Annotated in this window: 19 protein-coding genes and 1 tRNA gene; 11 read left to right on the top strand and 9 right to left on the bottom strand. The window is 69.5% G+C overall.

Translation table 11 applies throughout. From position 1 onward, the window contains the following. Window positions 1-3: 3 nt before the first annotated feature. The 9 genes from QN206_09590 to QN206_09550 all read right to left on the bottom strand — a co-directional run bounded on the left by QN206_09590 (window position 4) and on the right by QN206_09550 (window position 5,405). Window positions 4-471 (bottom strand): type II secretion system protein, encoded by a 468-nt coding sequence (locus tag QN206_09590; GenBank protein ID MDR7615057.1) that lies wholly within the window; start codon window positions 469-471, stop codon window positions 4-6. Continuing rightward, window positions 468-974, bottom strand: coding sequence for a hypothetical protein (locus tag QN206_09585; GenBank protein MDR7615056.1), 507 nt, complete (start codon window positions 972-974; stop codon window positions 468-470). Before QN206_09585 ends, QN206_09590 begins: the two co-directional genes overlap by 4 nt. Continuing rightward, window positions 974-1,558 carry a prepilin-type N-terminal cleavage/methylation domain-containing protein gene (locus QN206_09580; GenBank protein ID MDR7615055.1) on the bottom strand — a complete coding sequence of 195 codons (585 nt, stop codon included), beginning with the start codon at window positions 1,556-1,558 and terminating at the stop codon, window positions 974-976. Before QN206_09580 ends, QN206_09585 begins: the two co-directional genes overlap by 1 nt. A 3-nt stretch (window positions 1,559-1,561) precedes the next feature. After that, a complete protein-coding gene (locus QN206_09575; protein MDR7615054.1) occupies window positions 1,562-2,050 on the bottom strand; it encodes a hypothetical protein in 489 nt (162 codons plus the stop codon). A 64-nt stretch (window positions 2,051-2,114) separates the two neighbouring features. Further along, window positions 2,115-2,873 (bottom strand): glycosyltransferase, encoded by a 759-nt coding sequence (locus QN206_09570; GenBank protein MDR7615053.1) that lies wholly within the window; start codon window positions 2,871-2,873, stop codon window positions 2,115-2,117. Between the two features lie 22 nt (window positions 2,874-2,895). Further along, complete coding sequence (locus QN206_09565) at window positions 2,896-3,477, bottom strand: protoglobin domain-containing protein (GenBank protein ID MDR7615052.1); 582 nt, start codon at window positions 3,475-3,477, stop codon at window positions 2,896-2,898. A 115-nt stretch (window positions 3,478-3,592) separates the two neighbouring features. Continuing rightward, a tRNA-Val gene (locus tag QN206_09560) sits at window positions 3,593-3,667 on the bottom strand. A gap of 36 nt (window positions 3,668-3,703) precedes the next feature. After that, window positions 3,704-4,420, bottom strand: a complete 717-nt coding sequence (locus tag QN206_09555; protein MDR7615051.1) for a response regulator transcription factor — start codon at window positions 4,418-4,420, stop codon at window positions 3,704-3,706. Further along, window positions 4,395-5,405: an ATP-binding protein gene (locus QN206_09550; protein MDR7615050.1), complete on the bottom strand. Its 1,011-nt coding sequence runs from the start codon at window positions 5,403-5,405 to the stop codon at window positions 4,395-4,397. The genes QN206_09555 and QN206_09550 overlap by 26 nt, the downstream gene beginning before the upstream one ends. A gap of 296 nt (window positions 5,406-5,701) precedes the next feature. Here QN206_09550 and QN206_09545 point away from each other — a divergent pair, with 296 nt between their 5' ends. Genes QN206_09545 through QN206_09495 form a run of 11 tightly spaced genes read left to right on the top strand, consistent with a single transcriptional unit; the run spans window position 5,702 to window position 18,671 of the window. Further along, entirely contained in the window at window positions 5,702-6,412 is a 711-nt protein-coding gene (locus QN206_09545) for a response regulator transcription factor (GenBank protein ID MDR7615049.1), read from the top strand. Further along, complete coding sequence (locus QN206_09540) at window positions 6,402-6,587, top strand: hypothetical protein (protein ID MDR7615048.1); 186 nt, start codon at window positions 6,402-6,404, stop codon at window positions 6,585-6,587. Before QN206_09545 ends, QN206_09540 begins: the two co-directional genes overlap by 11 nt. 24 nt (window positions 6,588-6,611) lie before the next feature. Further along, on the top strand, window positions 6,612-8,717 hold the full coding sequence (locus QN206_09535) for a polysaccharide biosynthesis tyrosine autokinase (protein MDR7615047.1): 2,106 nt from the start codon (window positions 6,612-6,614) through the stop codon (window positions 8,715-8,717). 13 nt (window positions 8,718-8,730) lie between these two features. After that, entirely contained in the window at window positions 8,731-10,053 is a 1,323-nt protein-coding gene (locus tag QN206_09530) for a nucleotide sugar dehydrogenase (GenBank protein MDR7615046.1), read from the top strand. Beyond that, window positions 10,050-11,309 carry a glycosyltransferase family 39 protein gene (locus QN206_09525; protein MDR7615045.1) on the top strand — a complete coding sequence of 420 codons (1,260 nt, stop codon included), beginning with the start codon at window positions 10,050-10,052 and terminating at the stop codon, window positions 11,307-11,309. Before QN206_09530 ends, QN206_09525 begins: the two co-directional genes overlap by 4 nt. Next, window positions 11,309-12,643 (top strand): hypothetical protein, encoded by a 1,335-nt coding sequence (locus tag QN206_09520; GenBank protein MDR7615044.1) that lies wholly within the window; start codon window positions 11,309-11,311, stop codon window positions 12,641-12,643. Before QN206_09525 ends, QN206_09520 begins: the two co-directional genes overlap by 1 nt. Beyond that, on the top strand, window positions 12,628-13,953 hold the full coding sequence (locus tag QN206_09515) for a UDP-glucose/GDP-mannose dehydrogenase family protein (protein MDR7615043.1): 1,326 nt from the start codon (window positions 12,628-12,630) through the stop codon (window positions 13,951-13,953). The genes QN206_09520 and QN206_09515 overlap by 16 nt, the downstream gene beginning before the upstream one ends. Then, window positions 13,941-15,017 carry an SDR family oxidoreductase gene (locus tag QN206_09510; protein ID MDR7615042.1) on the top strand — a complete coding sequence of 359 codons (1,077 nt, stop codon included), beginning with the start codon at window positions 13,941-13,943 and terminating at the stop codon, window positions 15,015-15,017. Before QN206_09515 ends, QN206_09510 begins: the two co-directional genes overlap by 13 nt. Further along, window positions 15,014-16,225, top strand: coding sequence for a glycosyltransferase family 4 protein (locus QN206_09505; protein MDR7615041.1), 1,212 nt, complete (start codon window positions 15,014-15,016; stop codon window positions 16,223-16,225). Before QN206_09510 ends, QN206_09505 begins: the two co-directional genes overlap by 4 nt. Beyond that, a complete protein-coding gene (locus tag QN206_09500) occupies window positions 16,222-17,559 on the top strand; it encodes a hypothetical protein (GenBank protein ID MDR7615040.1) in 1,338 nt (445 codons plus the stop codon). Before QN206_09505 ends, QN206_09500 begins: the two co-directional genes overlap by 4 nt. Beyond that, on the top strand, window positions 17,556-18,671 hold the full coding sequence (locus QN206_09495; protein ID MDR7615039.1) for a polysaccharide pyruvyl transferase family protein: 1,116 nt from the start codon (window positions 17,556-17,558) through the stop codon (window positions 18,669-18,671). Before QN206_09500 ends, QN206_09495 begins: the two co-directional genes overlap by 4 nt. The last annotated feature ends 6 nt before the right edge of the window (window positions 18,672-18,677 follow it).

Genomic DNA, 18,677 nt, shown 5'->3' with positions numbered 1-18,677 from the left:
CGCTCAGGGACGGGTCCGGGTGATCCGCACCCGACCCGTCTGGCCGCTCAGCACCACGTACCGGACTGCGGCACCGGCCCCCACCTCGATGGTCTGGTTGGAGCCCGGAGTGGGAGAACCGGATCGGGAGAACTCGATGAGGGGCCGACCGAGCGGGATGACCCGCACCCCTCTCGGGAACCGGTCCGTGGCCGCCACCACCTCCGTCTCCGCCCCATCCGGCCAGACGCCCCGGATCTCCACCCGATCCGAGAAGCGCACCCGCACGGCCCGCCACTCCCCGCTGCGGGCCACCGCCAGCTGCTGGGCGTGCCGGAGGGTCTGAGCCACCTCCCACGCCACGCCCTCCGCAAGCCGATCCTGCCGCGCTCGGGTGAAACCGGAAAGGGTCAGGGTCACGAACAGGCCCAGGATCCCCAGGACCGCGGCGAGCTCGAGGAGCGTGTTGCCCTCCGTGCCTCGGGCCCTCACAGCTCCTCCCGCCAGCGCGAAACCCGGATCCGCCCTTCCTCCCGCAGGAGGAGGGCGACCACGCTCCGGGTCGCCTCCCGAACCCTTCCCACGGCCCGCACCTCCACGCATGCCTCACAGCCCCCGGGCCGCCATCGGACCGCGATCCGGCCCAAGGGTTCGTCCGCGGGGAATTCCACTCCCTCGGCCACCGCCTCGCACCCTCCCCGGGCCTCCGGGTCCAGGCACAGCGGCATCCAGCCGCCCCCGGGATCCCGGAGGGAGGTGGCTCCCCCAGCATCCGTCCAGTCCGGGTCCCGCCCCAGTTCGAAGACCGCCCGCTCCAACCCCGCCTCCGCGAGCCACAGGGCCTGCTGGGCCTGGAGGGCCAGGAGCGCGTCGCGGTACTCGTTCCGGACCACGGCCACCAGCGAGGCGGAGATCGTCCAGAGGACCACCAGGGTCATCAAGGTGAGGGCCATGGCGACCCCCGATTCACCGTGCATCAAAGCCCTCACCCGCATCACCGCCCTCCTCGGACCGCGGCCTCCCCCCGCAGCACCAGATCCCGACCCGGTTCGTAGCGGCCCGATCGGTTCCGGTCGAAGGCCACCTCCACCTGGATCCGGGTGATGCGTCCCAGCTCCGGAGTGCCGAGTGGAAGGGGGGTAAGCGGCCGGTTCTCCGCATCGAAGTAGGCGAACACGAGCCCGAGGATCCGCACGCCCCGGGTCCCCTCCCGTGCGTTGAGCGGTCCTCCCCGGTTACAGGTGCTGGAGACGTCCGAGCCGATCTGCTCCCGCAGGATCCCGTCGTCCTCGTCCAGGCAGAACCTGTGGAGCTCCGACCCTAGGAGGGAGGTGAGATCCGCCTCGAAGGCAACCGAGCCGCCCGCGGCTTCCGTAAACCGGTCCGCCATACGCAGCCGCCGCACCACCCAGTCCAGGGCGAACCGGGCCGTCTGCTGCTCGTCCACGAGGGCCGTACCCGCTTGCCAGGCGCGGAGGAGGGCTCCGAGAGCCGCAGCGCAGCAGACCGCGGCCACCCCCAGGAGGGTCGAGGCCACCAGCAGCTCCACCAGGGTAAGGCCGGATTCCCGCACGCGCACGGTTCACCTCCTGGCGCGCAGGAGCGCCGCCCGGGCAAAGGCCCGGCCACGCGCCGCATCCTCCTCCGTCCGATACACCCGCACCGTGATGCGTCTGGGCCCGCATCCTTCCGGAGCCGGGCCGAGCACGGACTCGGGCTCGATCTCGACCTCCGCTGTGGCAAACTCCCGGGGCAGAGGCGGCTCTCCGGGGAGGTACGACCCCGGGATCCGTCTGCGCTCCGGAAGTGGGGCAGGCCCCGGGATGCCGCAGTCCGCGGATCGGAAGTGGGCGTAACCCCACGACCGCAGGTACTCCAGCTCCGCCTCCAGGTATCGCGCCGCGAGGGTCCGAAGGCGGGCCGGGCCCGGGATGCCCGGGTCCGGGCCGGAGGCCAGGGCCGAAGCCCCGAGACGGACGAGGGGGAGCATGGCGAGGAGCGCCAGGGTCAGCAGTTGCAGGGAGACGAGGACCTCCAGAAGCGTGAGTCCCGACTGCCGCACCGCCGTCACCTCCACGGTTCTCCCGCGGGAACAAACGCACCCGTCCAGCGGTTTTGCGGCCCCAGAGATTTCCCTACGGCCGAAATTCCATCAGGAACCGGAGGTAATGCCGGATGGTACGGAGCGGGGGGAGCTTGCTGACGCCCCGCTTGAGGTCATAGCGGAGGTCCAGGGGGACCTCCCGGACCACGGGCCGGAAGGGCCGCAGCGTCAGCAGGATCTCCGCGGCGGCCGCGAATCCCGAAGACCGGATCCAACCTTCCCGATAGCGCTCCCACGCCCGGCGGAGGAGCCCGGCCCGATACGCTCGATAGCCGGAGGTGTAGTCCCGCACGCCCGGAAAGGGAAACCGCAGGGAGAGCACCGCTCGGGCTCCCAGACTCAGCAGGCGACGGAGGAAGGGGACTCCGAGGACACGGCTTCCCTGGCGGTAGCGGCTCGCGATGACCACATCTGCGCCTTGGCGGAGGGCTTCCACGAGTTGCGGGATCTGGGCAGGGCGGTGGGAGCCGTCCGCGTCCATGGTAACGACCACGTCTCCGTCCCGGCACCGATCCAGGATGGCGGTGAGTCCCGTGCGCAAAGCCGCCCCAAGGCCCCGGTTGTGGCCATGGGAAACCACCTCGAGCGGATAGAGCCCTGGGCGTCCTCGGGCGACCTCCCCCGTCCCGTCCTCGCTCCCGTCGTCCACCACGAGGACCCGGAGGGGGAGGCGGCGTGCCACCGCCTCCAGGTCCGCCAGGAGCCCCGGGAGGTTTTCCGCCTCGTTGTAGGCACAGAGGAGCACCCAGACGACCTGCTCGCCTCCCCTGTCTCCGGACGTAGAGCCCATCTGGACTTCATTACGCCGTCCCCTACCAGTCTCCCTCCCGGGCGTAGGGGTGACTCCACAGGGCCGCCTGGAGCACCACGGCCTTCACCCAAGCCGCGTGCATCTTCTCCACCTCCTCCGGCGGGTGTCCCTTCCTGGTGAGGAAGGGTTTGATGGTCAGGGCGATGGGGGCCACGAGGGCGATCACGTATCGCAAGGGGATGTGGTCTACGGAGGCCACTCCATCCGTTCGGTTCTTTTTCGTGCGGTGGTGACGCAGGGCGATCTCGTGTTGGTAGTTGAGCCAGTCCCGGTCCCGGGGGCGGCGGCAGGTGTCCAGGATCCACTGGCCGAACCGCCGGCGGACCGCCTCCAGGTAGGAGGCGATGGGCCGGCCCTGCGGGTCGGAGAAGTAGTGCACGAGATGCGGGGTAGATCCCACGAACCCGTACCACAGGTCCAAAACCTCCTCGATCTGGTCCTCCAGGACGTCCCCCGCCATGCGGAGGTACCGCGCGTCGTCCTCCGTCCAGGCCACCGCCTGCTCGAGTCGCCGGAGCTCTTCCAGAGAGACAGGGCTCTGCGCGGCCTCCGCCGTTCCGTATGTGTATCCAGGGATGCTCATCCGCTCACCCCCATTAATTAAGGAGTCCTAACTTTATCACTAAAATGGGGAAACCTCCCCCGCCCCGTCAAGGGGGCGCGGGGAACCCATCGGAAGGTGCAGGGGGGAATCCAGCTGGTGGGCGCTGGAGGGTTCGAACCTCCGACCTCCGCTGCGTCAGAGCGGCGCTCTCCCACTGAGCTAAGCGCCCACCCCCAAGAGTATACCAGGGCCCGTCTGCGGAATCCTACTGGGCCTTTCGGATCCGGGACCGGCCAGGACCCGCGGCGGCCCGAACCTCGGAGAGCGGGCCGGATTGTACCAAGCCCTTCTCCACGGCCCAGGCGGCCGCCTGGGCCCGGTTGCGCACGCCGAGCTTCTGGTAGATGGACCGCAGGTGAGTCTTCACCGTGGACTCCGCTAAGAACAGGCGGGCGGCGATCTCTTTGTCCGACAGCCCGCCCGCGACCCCCAGCAACACGTCCACCTCCCGGTCCGTAAGGCCGTGCATCCGCCGGGCGTTCCAGGGCCCCTCCTCCGCCCGTCGGTAGAGGTCCTCCATCAGTTGGCGCACGATCCCGGGGTTCACCATGGTCTTGCCGCTGTACACCGCCCGGATGGCGTTCACCAGGTTCTGGGGTGAGATGTCCTTCAGGACGTAGCCCACCGCCCCCGCCCGGACCGCCTGGCGGAAGAGCTCCTGATCCGCGTACACGGTGAGGATGAGGACCTGGGTGCTGGGCAAGCTCTGCTTGATGGCCCGGGTGGCCTCGATGCCGTCCCCCTCCTCCATGACCACATCCATGAGCACCACGTCCGGCCGGTGGCGGAGCGCGAGCTGCACCGCCTCCTGCCCGGTCCCTGCCTCCGCCACCACCTCGATGTCCGGCTCTCGACTCAGGAGGGCCCGTAACCCCTGCCGGGTCAGGACCTGATCGTCAGCGAGCAGGACGCGAATGGGCATGTCCCCTCCTCGCACGGACGGCCTCGGAGCTCCGGGCTCCGCGCGGATCCCGCACGCCCAGGGGCACCACCACCCGGATCCGGGTCCCCTCGGGGCCGCTGCGGATCCGGAGCCGACCTCCCAAGCGTGCCACCTGCTCCTGCATGAGCATAAGCCCGAAGGAACGCCGGCTCTGCCGGGGGCCGGACCCGGTTCCCAACCCCTTCCCGTCGTCGAGGACTTCGAGGGTCACAGCATCCCGCACCCGCCGCAACCGGACCCCGATCCGGCTTGCCCCTGCGTGCCGGGCCGCATTCGCCACGGCCTCGCAGGCCACCGCGGTAAGGCCTTCCTCCACCTGCCGCGGCAGCTCCTCCGGGCACTCCACATCCACGGACAGGCGCGCCTCCGTAAAGGCCTGCAGCCGGATCCACGCCTCCTGTATGGCCTGCTCCATTCCAGGAAACGCCCGTTCCCGGCACTTTAGCACCCGTATCGTCTCCCGGACCGCCCGCAGAGCCTGCTGCACGAGATCCACCGCCTGGGTGAGCAACTTCCGTGCCGCGGTGGGATCGCGCCCGGCCTCCTGGCGGTACAGCCGCAGGGCTAGGAGGGCACGGACGAGGGCCTGGGCCGGGCCCTGGTGCAGCCAGACGGCTTGGCGGTGGCGCTCCGATTCCACCGCCTGTTCCGCCCGCGTGGACACCGCCAGCACCTCCTCCACATCCCGCCACAGAGTCCGGAGCATCCTCCGCTCCGCCCGGGAGAGGGGCAGGTCCCTCTCCACCCACAGGTCCTCCGGACGACCCCCTGGGGAATCTACCCGTATCCGGTGTTCCCGCACCGGGCTCCGGACCTGCCTCCACCGTCCCACCATCACCCGGTCCGCGGACACCGCCGCCGCGAGCACGTCCCCGATCCGGTGTCGGACGGTTTGCCCGTCCGGGAGGGTCCGAAGACACCGCCAGATCTCCAGCCGGTACTTCAGCAGCTCCCGATCCGTCAATGCTCCCTCCCTCAAGGAACCACGGAGTCCTTAACCGGGGCTTAAAAGGACGACGTCTCTCCGTAACGGGGGCAGAAGGAGATGTCTAGACCACGGCCTGTGAGCCTCGTTTCTTAACAAGATACGCGAGGAAGGGGGCCTTTCCTGCCCCGGCCTTCCTGGATTGCCCAAAAACTCATTCAAATGAATGATCCCCCTCCCCCGAAAGAGCCCGGGAACCGTCCGATCGAACGGAGGAGCCCGGGAGGCGTCCCCGGAATGCCTCCTCCAAACGATCACGATCGGGTGAGAGGGCCGTGGAGAAGCTGCGGGTCCTGGTGGTGGACGACACGACCCTGGTCCGGCAGGGGCTTCGGAGCCTGCTGGAGCAGCGGGAGCGCATCGACCTCGTGGGAGAGGCGGCGAGCGCCCAGGAAGCCTACGAGCTGCTGGAGGCTCTCCGGCCGGACGTGGTCCTGCTGGACCAGGAGATGCCGGGGCTGGATCTCGTGGAGGCCATCCGCCTCTTCAAGAGTCGCCTTCCGGAGGTGGAGGTGATCGTGCTCGCGGAGTGGGCAGACGAGGAGCGGGCTTTCCGCGCCATCGAGGCCGGCGCCACGGGGTACGTGCTGAAGGACATCCACATCGAGAACCTGGTCCGGGCCATCGAGGGGGTGACCAGTGGCCGGACTCTCATGCATCCCCGCATCACCCGGCAGCTGGTGGAGCGGTTCCGGCTCCTCATGCGGGAGCGGCAAGAGCAGAACGGATCCACCCTCGGGGGACTCACGAGTCGGGAGCTGGAGATCCTCCTTCAGATGGTGAAGGGGGCCACGGACCGGGAGATCGCAAGCCGGATGTACCTCAGCGCCACCACGGTGAAAAGCCACATCCGGTCCATCTTCCGGAAGATCGGGGCCCGCAACCGCACGCAGGCCGTGGCCTACGCCCTGCGCAACGGCTGGCACCTCCGGCCCGAGCACGGGCAGAGCTCCCCTCCGAGCAACGGGGACTCCCATGGAGGCTAGCCGGGCCCTCTTCTTCCCGGACCCGGAGGTCCTCAACCGCCGCTGCTGCCCCGTGGGCTGGCGGGTGTTGTGGCAGGCCTCCCTCTGGACCGTCCAGGGGATCTACCTGGCCCGGACGCCCGCGGGACGCCGGGAAGCCTGGCTCATCCTCGCGGAAGAACGCGAGCCGGACTGAGCTCCGCGCAGAAGGAGAGGAGAGATGGAGTTCTGGACGTACTACCGGATCCTGCGCCGGCGGCGGTGGCTGCTCGTGGGTCTTGCCCTCAGCGTGGCCCTGGCCGCGGTGCTCCTGGAGCGACCGAGGTCCGCGGAGTTCGAGGCCACCGCCACCCTCACCACGGCGCCGCCCGAGGACCAGCGGGTCTCGGACTTCGTGGCGGGCACCCGGCGGGACCGCAGCGCGGAGCAGCAGCGGGCTCTGGCGGTGGACCTCCTGCGCAGCCTCACGGTGGCGGAGCGGGTGATCCGGGGCCTCGGCCTTCCGCTCACGCCCGTGCAACTGGTGGGCCGGATCCGGGTGCAACGGGATCCCGGGAGCGACCTCATCCGGGTCACCGCCACGGCCGGCACGGAGCAGGAGGCGGTGCGGCTCGTGAACGCGGTGGCGGAGGCGGCCAGCGCCTTCCACCGGGAGATCAACCGGCGGGGCGTGACCCTCGCGCGGGAGTTCGTGGAGAAGCTGGCGGCCGACATGGGCACCAGTCTGCGGCAGGCGGAGGAGGAGCTGTGGCGGTTCCGCAACCTCCGCCAGCTGTACACCCGGGTTCCCTCCCGGGTCAACGCCATGGGGGCCGTGGAGGGGGAGATCACCCGGATTGACCTGGACCTTCGGGAACTCGAGACGGAGCTCGGGATGGTGCGGGAGAGGATCCAGCAGCACCTCGCGAAGCGGCCCCCTTCCCTCCCTCAAGCGCCCAGGGTCCCCTTCCGGGCCACGGGGACCGTGATGCTGGACGGGAGCCGTCTCGCCATCCTGCAGTCCGCGGACCGCACCTACTTCGCCCGGGTGGGCGACGTGATCGAGGGGTTCCGGGTGACCGCGGTGGAGGAGGACGCGGTAGAGGTCAGGCAGGGTGATTTCCAGCACCGGTTCGCCATCGACCAAGCCGCCCCGCTCCCTCAAGCCTCACCCGGCCCCCAGGCCCAGGCCCCGCAACTCCAGGAATCCCCTCCGGATCCGGAGTACGCGCGGCTGCTCCAGAACCACATGAGCCTAGAGGCCCGGCGGCTCGTGTTGCTGGCCCGGAAGGAGGCCCTGCGGCGGCTGAGCCATGCCATCCGGCAGGAGTTGCCCACCCTCTCCCGTCACGAGCTGGAGGAAGCCCGACTGGAGCGTAACGTCCAGATCCTCCAGCAGCAGTACACCACCCTCCAGCAGCGGCTCATGGACATCCGGGTGCGGGAGCAGGAGTTCCAGACCATCGGGACCCTCACGGTGGTGGATCTCGCCCGCATGGCCCGTCGCACCTCCCCCCTCGGCAACCGGCCCATGCGGGGACTTGCGGGGGCCCTGTTGGGGTTGGTGGGCGGGGTGGGTCTTGTCCTCTTCGCGGAGTACACGGACAACCGCCTCAAGACCCCGGACCAGGCGGAGCGGCTCCTCGGGGTCCCGGCCCTCGGTGCCATCCCCAGGCACAACCCACCCTTCGACGAGGGCTACCGCATGCTGCGGGCGAGTCTTCTGAGCTCCAATGGAGCAGGACCGCCCCGGGTGCTCGCCCTGACCAGCACCAAGCCCCGGGAGGGCACCTCCACGGTGGTGATGAACCTCGCCCGGGCCTGCGCGGACATGGGGGATCGCACCGTGGTGGTGGATGCCCAACTGCGCCGGCCAGCCCAGCACCGGCTGTGGGGAGCGCAAAACGATCGGGGACTGGCAGAGGTGCTCTCAGGATCCGCGGAGGTGGAGGAGGTCCTGATCCAGCTCGCGCCCAACCTGTGGCTGTTGCCCGCGGGCAGCACCGCCCCGGATCCCGGTAAGCTCCTGAACCCCCGACAGGTGGAGCCGCTTCTGCGGCAGCTTCGGGAGCGGGCGGACGTGGTGCTGGTAGACATTGCCTCCGCCGGCGCCTTCGCGGACGCCTACACCCTCGGGCCCCTGTGCGACGGGGTGCTGCTGGTGGTGGAAGCCGGCCGGCCGCCGCGGGGCATCGAGGAGCTGGTGCGGGTACAGCTCCACCGGTCCGGTGCCAAAGTGGTGGGCGTGGTGGTCAACAAGGCGAACCCCGAGCACGTGGACACGTACTTCTACCACCACCAGTTCTTCCAGGTCTCCAAGAACGGGCGATTTCTGCGCAAGGCGTAGGCGGTGAGGTGAGATGATGGTGGTGATCCCTCAAACGGAAATCCTCGCCCGCATCCAAAACCGGAGCGCCCGGGTCGGGGTGGTGGGTCTGGGATATGTGGGGCTGCCGCTGGCGCTGGCCGTGGCGGAGGCAGGATTCTCCGTGCTGGGCGTGGACGTGGACGAGGCCCGGGTGGACAGCGTCCGGTCGGGGCATTCCTACATCGACGACGTGGACTCCCACCGGCTCGCGTCCCTCGTGCGATCCGGCCAGCTCACCGCCACCGCCCGGTACGAGGAGCTCGCGGAGGCGGAGGTTCTCCTGATCTGCGTCCCCACACCCCTCACCCGCAGCAAGGAGCCGGACCTCAGCTACGTGTACCGGGCCGCGGAGGGGGTCCGCCGGGTGCTGCGGCCCGGTTGCCTGGTGGTCCTGGAGAGCACCACGTATCCCGGAACCACGGAGGAGGTGTTGCGGCCGCTCCTGGAGCGATCGGGCCTGCGGATCGGGCTGGACTTCTTCCTGGCCTACAGCCCGGAGCGGATTGACCCCGGAAACCGTCGGTACAGCCTGAGCCAGGTCCCTAAGGTGGTGGGCGGATGTACCGCGGCCTGCACGGAGGTGGCCTGCACCTTCTATCGCCAGCTGATCGAGCGGGTGGTGCCCGTGAGCAGTCCCACCGTGGCGGAGATGGTGAAGGTGTACGAGAACGTCTTCCGGAACGTGAACATCGCGCTCGTGAATGAGCTCACGCTGCTGTGCGACCGGATGGGGCTAGATGTTTGGGAGATCATCGAGGCCGCTGCCACCAAGCCCTATGGGTTCATGCCCTTCTCGCCGGGCCCGGGGGTCGGCGGACACTGTATCCCCATCGATCCCTACTACCTCGCGGCGAAGGCGAGGGAGTACGACTTCCACGTGCGCTTCATCGAGCTCGCGGCCGCCGTCAACGACAGCATGCCCTACTATGTGCTCTCCAAGACCACCACTGCCCTCGGGACGCAAGGGAAAACGCTCCAGGGAGCCAGGACCCTGGTCTTGGGCGTGGCGTACAAGCGGGACGTCTCGGACGCGCGGGAAAGTCCGGCCCTCAAGATCATGGAGCTGCTGGAAAAGCGGGGCGCGGTGGTTCGCTACCACGATCCCCATGTCCCCCGGGTGCGGCTTCCGAATCCCGGCGAGGACCTCATCTCCGTCCCCCTCACGGACGAGGTGCTGGCGTGGGCGGACTGCGTCATCATCGCCACGGACCACACGGGGGTGGACTACCGGAGGGTGGCGGAGCGGGCGCGGTTGGTGATCGACACCCGGAACGTCCTACGGGATTTCCGCGCCCCGCACGTGGTGCGGCTGTGACCGGCACCCGGTCCCTGTCCTTTCTCGGCTCCCGCCCGGGATCTCTGGCGGTCCCTGCGGGGGTCTTCCTCCTCGCGGTGCTGGTCCGGGTCTTGGCGGTGAGCCTAACGGTCGGATGGCCTGCGCCTGCCTCTGCGGAACCCTCCTCCGACAGCCGCATCCACATGACCCTCGTGCAGAACCTGCTCTCAGGCCGCGGCTATGCCCTCGACGGCGAGCCCGTGGCCAGCACCCCGCCCCTGTACGTCTTTTTCCTCGCGGCCCTGTACGCGGTGTTCGGGTCGCCGGTCTGGGTACGGGCGGCACAGGTCCTGCTGGGCGCGGCCGGGTGCGTGGTGCTTTATACGATCGGGCGGCGGATCTTCGATCCCGCCACCGCCCTCCTCAGCGCGGGACTGCTCGCCCTCCATCCGGCCACTGCCTACCTCGCGGGGCTGCACCTCACGGAGAACCTGTTTCTGCCCCTTCTGCTGCTCGTCCTCCTCCAGGCCCAACATCTTGCGGACCGTCTCTCCGCGGGAAGGGCCTTTGGCCTCGGAGTCCTGGTGGGGCTTGGGGCCCTGGTCCGGGCGGTGTTTTTGGGGTTTCTGCCCTTCCTCCTCTTCTGGGCATGGCTCCGGGTCCGCGGACGCGGTGCCCCTAGGTACCGAGTCTTCGGCCTCGTGATGGCGGGATGCGCCCTCGTGCTCCTTCCCTGGACGGTGCGAAACGCCGTGGTGCTGCGGGCCTTCGTGCCCGTACAGAGCAACGGGGCCATGGTGTTCTGGGCGGGCAACAACCCGCATGCGGACGGGGGGCTTGTGTGGCCCACGAGGCGGACGTGGACCGGAGGTCGTCCGCCGGACGACGGGCACTACGGGTGGCGGGACCTCGGCGTCTCGGAGGAGAACGCGCGGTACCTCCAGGAGGCCCTCCGGTGGATCCGGGAGCATCCCGGGGACTACCTGCGGCTACTCGGCCGCAAGCTCGCACGCCTGTACGGGTTTTCCAGGGCCACGGATGACCAGGGCCTGGAAGTACCGCTCGGGGTCGCGGTCTTCCAGGGGCTCCTGTATGTGGCCGCGGCCGCGGGATGGACCCTCGCATGGGCGCGGCGGAAGTCGGTGGCGCTGTTGGGTTGGCTTGTGGTCTTCACCAACCTCATGGCCCTCGTGTTCAGCGGAGCCTCCCGGTACGCGCTCCCCATGGTTCCAAGCCTCGTGCTCTTCGCCGGGTTCACCCTCCGGAACGCATGGCGGTGGGCGGAGGCGGAATGATGCTGGAACTCAGCCCCCAACTGCTCGGGACCGCCTTCGCAGGGATGTATGTGGTCCTCGCGGTGCTCAATCCCCGGGGGGCTTTGTTCCTCATCCCGCCCGCCATGGCCCTGGGACCGGAGATGCCCCTGGGTTCGGTCTCCGTGCGGCCGGAGGACCTCATGCTGGTGGCCCTGGTGATGGGGTGGGCGGTGCGGCGGGTTGGGGAGAAGCGGAGAGGAACTCCCCTCGACGCGCCCCTCGTGGTGTACGTGCTCGCGGGCATCGCGGCCACCCTGTGGGGAGCGGCCCTCGGGACCGCGAACCTGTGGAGCACCCACCCCTGGACCGCCTCCGGCTTCCACGCCCTGAAGCGGCTGGAGCTGGTGCTCCTGTTCTTCGTGATCACGGATCTCCTTCACACCCTGGACGATGCCCGCAAGCTGACCTACGTCTTCATGGCCTCCCTCGCGGCCCTCAACGTCTACGCCCTCCTGCGGTTCCACGAAACCGGGCACATGGCCATGGGGCCGGAAGGAACACCGATCCACGAGCCGGGGCTCGCGGCCATGCTGAACGTCGGACTCGCCCTCGGGTTCCTCGTGGCCTCCCAGCGGTTCCGGACCTCCCTCCTGTTCGGAGGGCTCCTGCTCGGCTCCCTGTACGTGCTCCCCTTCAGCCTGGGCCGCAACTTCCTGGTCTCCACCCTGGCCATGCTCCTCCTGGTGGGACTTTCCCGCAAGCGCAGCCTCCTGCTGCTGTTGCCCGTGGGCTGGTTCCTGGTGCCCGTGCTCTTCCCCGAGCACGTGGCGGCCCGGATCCTGAGCCTGCGGGAGGCGTTCGCGGACGTCCCGTACAGCGAGGCGTACGGCTCGGGCATCAACCTCCCGCAGCGGTTCCAGCCGGGCCTGTACTACACCTCGCGGGCGCTCCTTCAATCCCCCCTGCTCGGGTGGGGGCTTGCCAGTGTCTCGCTGGGGAGCGTGGACAACGAGTACGCGCTGCAGCTGGTGACCACGGGTCTACTGGGGTTTCTGGTCTTTCTCTGGATCGCGGTGACCCTGGTGCGGGCCACCCGGAGCGCGTACCGGGCCGCGCGGGCTTCAAACTCCCCGGCCCTTCCCCTCGTCGCGGGGCTGCAGAACTGTCTTGTGGGCTACGGCCTCTACAGCCTCTTCAGCCCCTCCATCTCCGCGGCCCGGGCTGGGGCCTTCTTCTTCCTCCTCGTGGGGCTCGTGGCGGTGGTGCACCGGTGCGTGAACCAGGCGGTCCCGGAGGCCGAGCCCGTCCGCAGGGTGCTGGGTCGTCCGGAGTTCGATCCCAGGAGGTTAGAGGGCGGATGGAGCTCTGTGTAGTGGGAGCAGGGTACGTGGGCCTCACCCTGGCCGCTTGCCTGGCGAGGCTGGGGCACCGGGTGGTGTGCGTGGAGAAGGATCCGGAGCGGCTCGAGGTCGTCCGGAGCGGCGCCTGCCCTTTCTACGAGCCCGGTCTAGCAGAGCTCCTGCGGGAGGGGATGCAGCAAGGGCGCTTGGCGTTCACGGGAGATCTCGGGGAAGCCGCCGGGGGAGCGGAGGTGGTGTTCTGCGCGGTGGGCACGCCCTCCGGCCGCAACGGGGAGGCAGACCTCTCGGCCCTGGAGGAGGTGGTGGACGGGCTTGCGCGGCTGCGGGATGGGGAACGCATCGTGGCCATCAAGAGCACGGTGCCCGTGGGCACCACGGACCGGGTGGCCCGGCGGCTCCGTCCAAACGGCGCCCCCGTGGCCTGCACCCCGGAGTTCCTGAGGGAAGGAAGCGCGGTGCGAGACTTCTTCCGACCCCACCGCACGGTGATCGGGACCCGGAGTTCCCTCGCGGCGGAGCGCCTGAAAGGGCTCTTCGCACCCCTCGGGGCCCCCGTGCTCCTCACCGACCCGCCCACCGCGGAGATGATCAAGTACGCCGCCAACGCGTTCCTGGCCACGAAGATCTCCTTCATCAACGAGATCGCGAACCTGTGCGAGCACGTGGGGGCGGATCTGCGCACGGTGGCGGAGGGGCTGGGGCTGGATCCCCGCATCGGTCCTCAGTACCTCAGAGCCGGGATCGGGTTTGGGGGATCGTGTTTACCCAAGGACGTGCGGGCCCTCGTGGAGCTTGGCCGGGAGTACTTGGTGGAGCCGGTTCTGCTGGAGGCGGTCCTGCGGGTGAACGAATCCCAGCGGCGGCGGTTCGTGGACCGGGTGGAGGTCCTGCTCGGGGGGCTCGTGGGAAAGACCGTGGCGGTCCTGGGGCTCGCCTTTAAAGCCGGGACGGACGACGTGCGGGAATCACCGGCCCTGGCCATCGCGGAGCGCCTCCTGGCCCGCGGGGCCTCCGTCCAGGCCCACGATCCGGTGGCCTCAGAAGCTGCCCGGCGCAGGCTGCCGGCCCTGGCTTGTTTCCCGAATCCCTACGAGGCCGCAAGCGGAGCAGACGCGGTGCTCCTGCTCACGGAATGGCCCGAGTACGTCGAGCTGGACTGGCACGAGATCCGGAGGCGTGTGCGCTCGCCCCTCGTGGTGGACGGCCGGGGGATGGGGCTCGCACGGCGCCTGGTCGCCGCCGGGTTCCAGGTGTTCGAGCCGGGGGCCCCTTGGCGCGGCCGTTACGGGGGCGGACCGGAGGAGGCGGAATGGCTTACCTAGTCACGGGCGGAGCGGGGTTCATCGGGTCTCACGTGGTGGAGGCCCTGTACCGGGAAGGAAAGCCGGTGCGGGTGCTGGACGACCTCTCGACCGGCAGTCTCCGGAACCTGGAAGAGGCCCTCGGGCTCGCGAGGGGTTCGCTCCGGCCTCCGCCCCCGGGCCAGGCCGTGACCTTGGCCGAGGGGTGTGAGTTCGTCCTGGGCGACATCCGCGACCCCGAGGTCCTACGGCGGGCCTGCGCAGGCGTGGAGGTGGTGATCCACGAGGCGGCCCTGCGGGCCGTGCCCAGGTCCGTGGTGGATCCCCTCTCCACGGACGACGTCAACGTGAGCGGCACCCTCAAGGTCCTGCTCGCGGCCCGGGAGGCAGGGGTGAGGCGGGTGGTCTTCGCCTCCAGCTCCTCCGTGTACGGGGCCTCCCTGGAGGTGCCGAAGGTGGAGGGCATGACGCCCGCCCCCGTTTCTCCCTACGCGGTGAGCAAGCTCGCGGGCGAGCACTACTGCCGGGTCTTCTACGAGCTCTACGGGCTCGAGACGGTGAGCCTGCGCTACTTCAACGTCTTCGGGCCGCGGCAGGACCCGGCTTCGGAGTACGCGGCCGTGATCCCGAAGTTCATCCTCGCGGCCCTGCAGGGAAGGCCTGTGGAGATCCACGGGGACGGACTGCAGTCGAGGGACTTCACCTACGTGACCAACGCGGTCCGGGCCACCCTGCTCGCGGCCGCGGTCCCGGAGGCGGCGGGCGAGGTCCTCAACGTGGGGGCGGGGGAGACGTACTCCGTCCTGCAAGTGGTGGAGGCTCTCGAGCAGATCCTCGGACGTCGCCTCGAGGTGCACCACACCGCGCCTCGGCCCGGCGACGTGCGGGTCACCCTGGCGGACACCTCCCGGGCCCGCCGCGTCCTCGGCTACGGGCCACACGTCGGCTTCGTGGAGGGGTTGCGGGAGACGGTGCGGTACTTCGCGGCCCGGCATCCCACTCGGGCGTTCGGAAAGGGCGTAGCCGTGGGAACCCAGCTGATGTGGTTCGCGCCCGCGGAAACGTCTACGGAGGAGGCGACGTGAGGATCTGCCTGGTGACCTCCAGCTTCCTTCCTCAGGTGGGCGGGGCCGAGATCGTGGTGCACCAGCTGGCCCTGGCCTTTACCGAGCTGGGAGACCAGGTTACGGTGTTGGCCCCTCGCTACAGCGCCCCGCTGCGGAATCTCGTTCCCTACCGCCTGGAGACCTTCCTTCCCGGCACCCTCACCCTGTTGAACCGAGGCCGGACGGAGCGGTTGGGCGAGGCCCTCATCCTGGCGACGGTTGCGCGGATGCGGGGCCGCTTCGACGTCTACAACCTGCACTTCGCCCTCCCCTTAGGTCCTGTCCTCGTCCGGTACCGCCGGCTCCTCGGGGCGCCCGTCCTCCTCACCTTCCACGGGACGGACGTCCAGACCGCACCCGAGGTCGGGTACGGGTTGCGGCTGGACCCCCGGCTCGATGCCAGGATCCGGGCCGCCTCGAACGGGGCAGACGGGCTTGTGGCCATCAGCCCCTCGGTGCGGGAGGCCATCCTCGAGGTGCTCAGCCGGCCGGTCCCGGTCTTCGACGTTCCCAACGGCGTGGACGTGCGCAGGCTTGCCGGAGAGCGCCCCCGGGGCCGGTTCCGGGCCCGCCTCGGGATTCCCCCGGATGCACCGCTGGTGCTCGCCGTGGGCCGCCACCACCCGAAGAAGGGGTTCGACATCCTGATCGAGGCGATGGGCCTGGTGGCCCGGGAGGAGCGGGCGGTCCACTGCGCCATCGTCGGCCGGGGGGTTCGGGGGCTCCGGGAGGAGGTGGAGCGGCTGGGACTCGGCGGGCACGTGCACCTGGTGGAGGAGGTGGGGCCGGGAGTGGACGGGCAAGGGCCGCCCGCGTTTCCTACGGACGCCGTGGTGGACGCTTACCGGGACTGCGACGTCTTCGTCTCACCCGCCTTGATGGAAGGGTGCTCCCTCGTGGTGCTGGAGGCGCTCGCTGCTGGGTGCGCGGTGGTCGCTACGGATGCGCCGGGCAACCGGGACGCGGTGCATGACGGGGGAAACGGGATTGTGTGCAGGCCGCGCGACCCACAGGACCTGGCCCGGAGGATCCTGGTGCTCCTCCGGGACCCCGAACTCCGGGCGCGGCTTGGGCAGGCGGCGCGCCGATCCGCCCGGGCCCATGACTGGCGGGAAGTGGCCCGTCGCTACCTGGCCGCTTACGGAGCAGTCCGGAGCGTCCCGCAACGCTCAGAGGTGCGGGCATGAGCCGATGGATCGTCGTCCGCAGGCCTGAACTCTTAGATCCGGGAACCGTTCGCGTCCGGATCGAAGCCTCGCAGGAGTTGGCGCGCTACCTCCGGACTCCCGTCTTCCAAGCCGCCTACGAGCATCCCGTCGACGACGTTCCGCCCTCGATTTTGGTCGTCCCCGCCATCGCGGACGTGGCTCCCGTGTGCTGGGCCACGGGCTCCGACCTCCACCTGGCCTGCGTGGACGCCACGTTCCTCCGGGCCCTGGACGAGCTGCGGGCCAAGATCGCGGAGTTCTACCCCAGCCTCCCCTGCACCACCCGGGTACTGGCCGAGGCGGTGGAGGTGAACCGGATCGCGGGGAACGGATTGGGTCTCCTGTTCAGCGGCGGCGTGGACTCCACCGCCTCCCTGGTCCGCCACCGGGCCGAGACTCCCGAGCTCGTGATGATCCACGGAGCGGATATCCCCATACGAAACGAACGGCTGTGGAGCCGGGCCGTGGAGGCGAACCGGAGATTCGCCACGGCAGAGGGCCTGGTGCTCCATACCGTCCGGTCCAACTTCCGGGAGGTCCTGAACGCGGGAGCGCTCGACGCGGAATTCTCCCAGGCCCTCCTGGGCCGCTCGTGGTGGGCCGGGATCCAGCACGGTCTTGCGCTTTTGGGTCTCCTGGCTCCGCTGTCCGCGGTCCGCCGGTGGGGGCGCCTCCTCATCGCGGCCACCCATCATCAAAGCGTCCCTCGCCCCCACGGTTCCCATCCGGAGCTGGACTCCCGGGTCCGGTGGGCTGAAGTCAACGTCGTACACGACTCGAACGACCTCTCCCGGTACGAGAAGATCCAGAAGGTCCTTAAACCCTATTTCGACCCGAAACCGGGAAAGCCCGCCCTGCGGGTCTGCCTCGCGGAGGACCCCGGGCCTTTCCTCAACTGCGGGCGGTGCGAGAAGTGCGTGCGGACCATCGTTGCCCTCCTCCTCGCGGGAATGGATCCCCGGGCTTACGGATTCCCCTACCACCTCAACGCCCTCCGCCGGGCCCGGGACCGTCTTCTCCAAGGGAGGTACAAGATCACCGTGGGTCATCTCCCCCACTGGCAGAACCTGCAGCGGCAGGTGCCCGAGTCTCCGCCCTACCCCGAGCCTGCCGACTTCTTTGCCTGGCTGCGGAGGGCGGACTTCTCCGAGATCCAGAGGATCTCGGAGCGGCGCCGGAAAGCAGAACGCGAGGCCCTGCGGCGGTCTTCCATATCGAAATTCGTGTTCGCTTCAAAGGCCCTGGCCCGCAGGACCCTCCGAACCCTGCAGGGGGCGGTCCTGCAGCTCCTCTCCCCGGATCAGAGACCATGAGAATCCACCACTTCTACCCCCAATCCCAAAACGTGGGCGATCACTTCGTCGCGCTCGGCGTCCAGCGCCTCTTCCGGGAGATCGCGCCGGCGGCCACGTTCGCCTCGTTCCCCGTCAACGGCCGGGGAGATGGCGCGGGGGAGTTCGGGATCACCCTTCACGCGGTGGAGCGGGCCAACCGGGAGGCGGACCTCGTGGTGGTGGGGGGTTCGAATCTCTACGAACCTTATCCCGGGCAGGACCGGTGGGGCGTCCACCTCGATCCCCATGCCCTCCCCCGGCTGCGGGTGCCGCTGCTGCTGGTCGGGATCGGCACCGGGTCCGACCCCGGCGCCCGGAAACCGACTCCCCCCACCCGACGGGTGGCGGAGGAGATCCGGCTGCTGAACCGACATGCGTGCTTCTCCGGGGCGCGGGACGTGGTGACCCTGCACTGGCTGCAGGGCTTGGGCGTGGGGAACGCGCGGCTTCTTGGAGATCCCGCCACGTTCCTGTTCTCCTCCCCAGCCCGGGCCCCGAAACCGGTACGACGGATCGCGGTGGTCCTGCCGCCTCGTCGGCTCTATTGGCAGCGGTGGGGCCGAATCCGGTTCTGGGACATGCGCGGCCCGAACCTGTGGCGCGCCATGATGGCCCTCCCGTCCCACCTGGCCGCTTTGGGTCTGGAGGGGGTGGTACTTTGCAACGATTCCCGGGACGCGAGCCTCGCACGCCACCTACGCGCACCGTGCGGTGCATTTCCGATCGAGGCTCCCCCGACTCCGGACGCGTATCTTGGGATTCTCCGGGCGATGGACGCGGTGGTGACGGCCCGTCTCCACACCGCGGTGGTGGCCTTCTCTCTCGGCATCCCGTTCGTGCTGGTGGACTTCGATCAGCGGACCCACGGGTTCGTGCGCACTTACGGCTTGCACGGGTGGGTGATCCCCTACGTCTGGATGGGCATGGCGAAGCGGCTTCGGCGTCAGGTGCGGCGCCTGCTGGCTCAGGAGGTGGACTGGAGGCCGCTCGTGGCGAAGCGGGATGAGATGCGTAATCGCGCCCTGGCCATGCTCCGGGAAGCCGTCGCATCTCCTCCCGCACCGAGTCCGTCCAGGGTCCGCACACGATGAAGGTCC

The sequence above is a fragment of the Armatimonadota bacterium genome (assembly GCA_031460175.1).
GTDB lineage: Bacteria > Sysuimicrobiota > Sysuimicrobiia > Sysuimicrobiales > Sysuimicrobiaceae > Sysuimicrobium > Sysuimicrobium tengchongense.
Note: the sequence above shows the minus strand (reverse complement) of the source record. Positions and strands in the feature narration are given on the sequence as shown.

Excerpts from the sequence above, each read along its gene's own strand:
- QN206_09585 (MDR7615056.1), bottom strand. The coding sequence starts at position 974 with ATGCGGGTGAGGGCTTTGATGCACGGTGAATCGGGGGTCGCCATGGCC.
- QN206_09570 (MDR7615053.1), bottom strand. The coding sequence starts at position 2,873 with ATGGGCTCTACGTCCGGAGACAGGGGAGGCGAGCAGGTCGTCTGGGTG.
- QN206_09565 (MDR7615052.1), bottom strand. The coding sequence starts at position 3,477 with ATGAGCATCCCTGGATACACATACGGAACGGCGGAGGCCGCGCAGAGC.
- QN206_09555 (MDR7615051.1), bottom strand. The coding sequence starts at position 4,420 with ATGCCCATTCGCGTCCTGCTCGCTGACGATCAGGTCCTGACCCGGCAG.
- QN206_09540 (MDR7615048.1), top strand. The coding sequence starts at position 6,402 with ATGGAGGCTAGCCGGGCCCTCTTCTTCCCGGACCCGGAGGTCCTCAAC.
- QN206_09535 (MDR7615047.1), top strand. The coding sequence starts at position 6,612 with ATGGAGTTCTGGACGTACTACCGGATCCTGCGCCGGCGGCGGTGGCTG.
- QN206_09530 (MDR7615046.1), top strand. The coding sequence starts at position 8,731 with ATGATGGTGGTGATCCCTCAAACGGAAATCCTCGCCCGCATCCAAAAC.
- QN206_09520 (MDR7615044.1), top strand. The coding sequence starts at position 11,309 with ATGCTGGAACTCAGCCCCCAACTGCTCGGGACCGCCTTCGCAGGGATG.
- QN206_09515 (MDR7615043.1), top strand. The coding sequence starts at position 12,628 with ATGGAGCTCTGTGTAGTGGGAGCAGGGTACGTGGGCCTCACCCTGGCC.
- QN206_09510 (MDR7615042.1), top strand. The coding sequence starts at position 13,941 with ATGGCTTACCTAGTCACGGGCGGAGCGGGGTTCATCGGGTCTCACGTG.
- QN206_09500 (MDR7615040.1), top strand. The coding sequence starts at position 16,222 with ATGAGCCGATGGATCGTCGTCCGCAGGCCTGAACTCTTAGATCCGGGA.
- QN206_09495 (MDR7615039.1), top strand. The coding sequence starts at position 17,556 with ATGAGAATCCACCACTTCTACCCCCAATCCCAAAACGTGGGCGATCAC.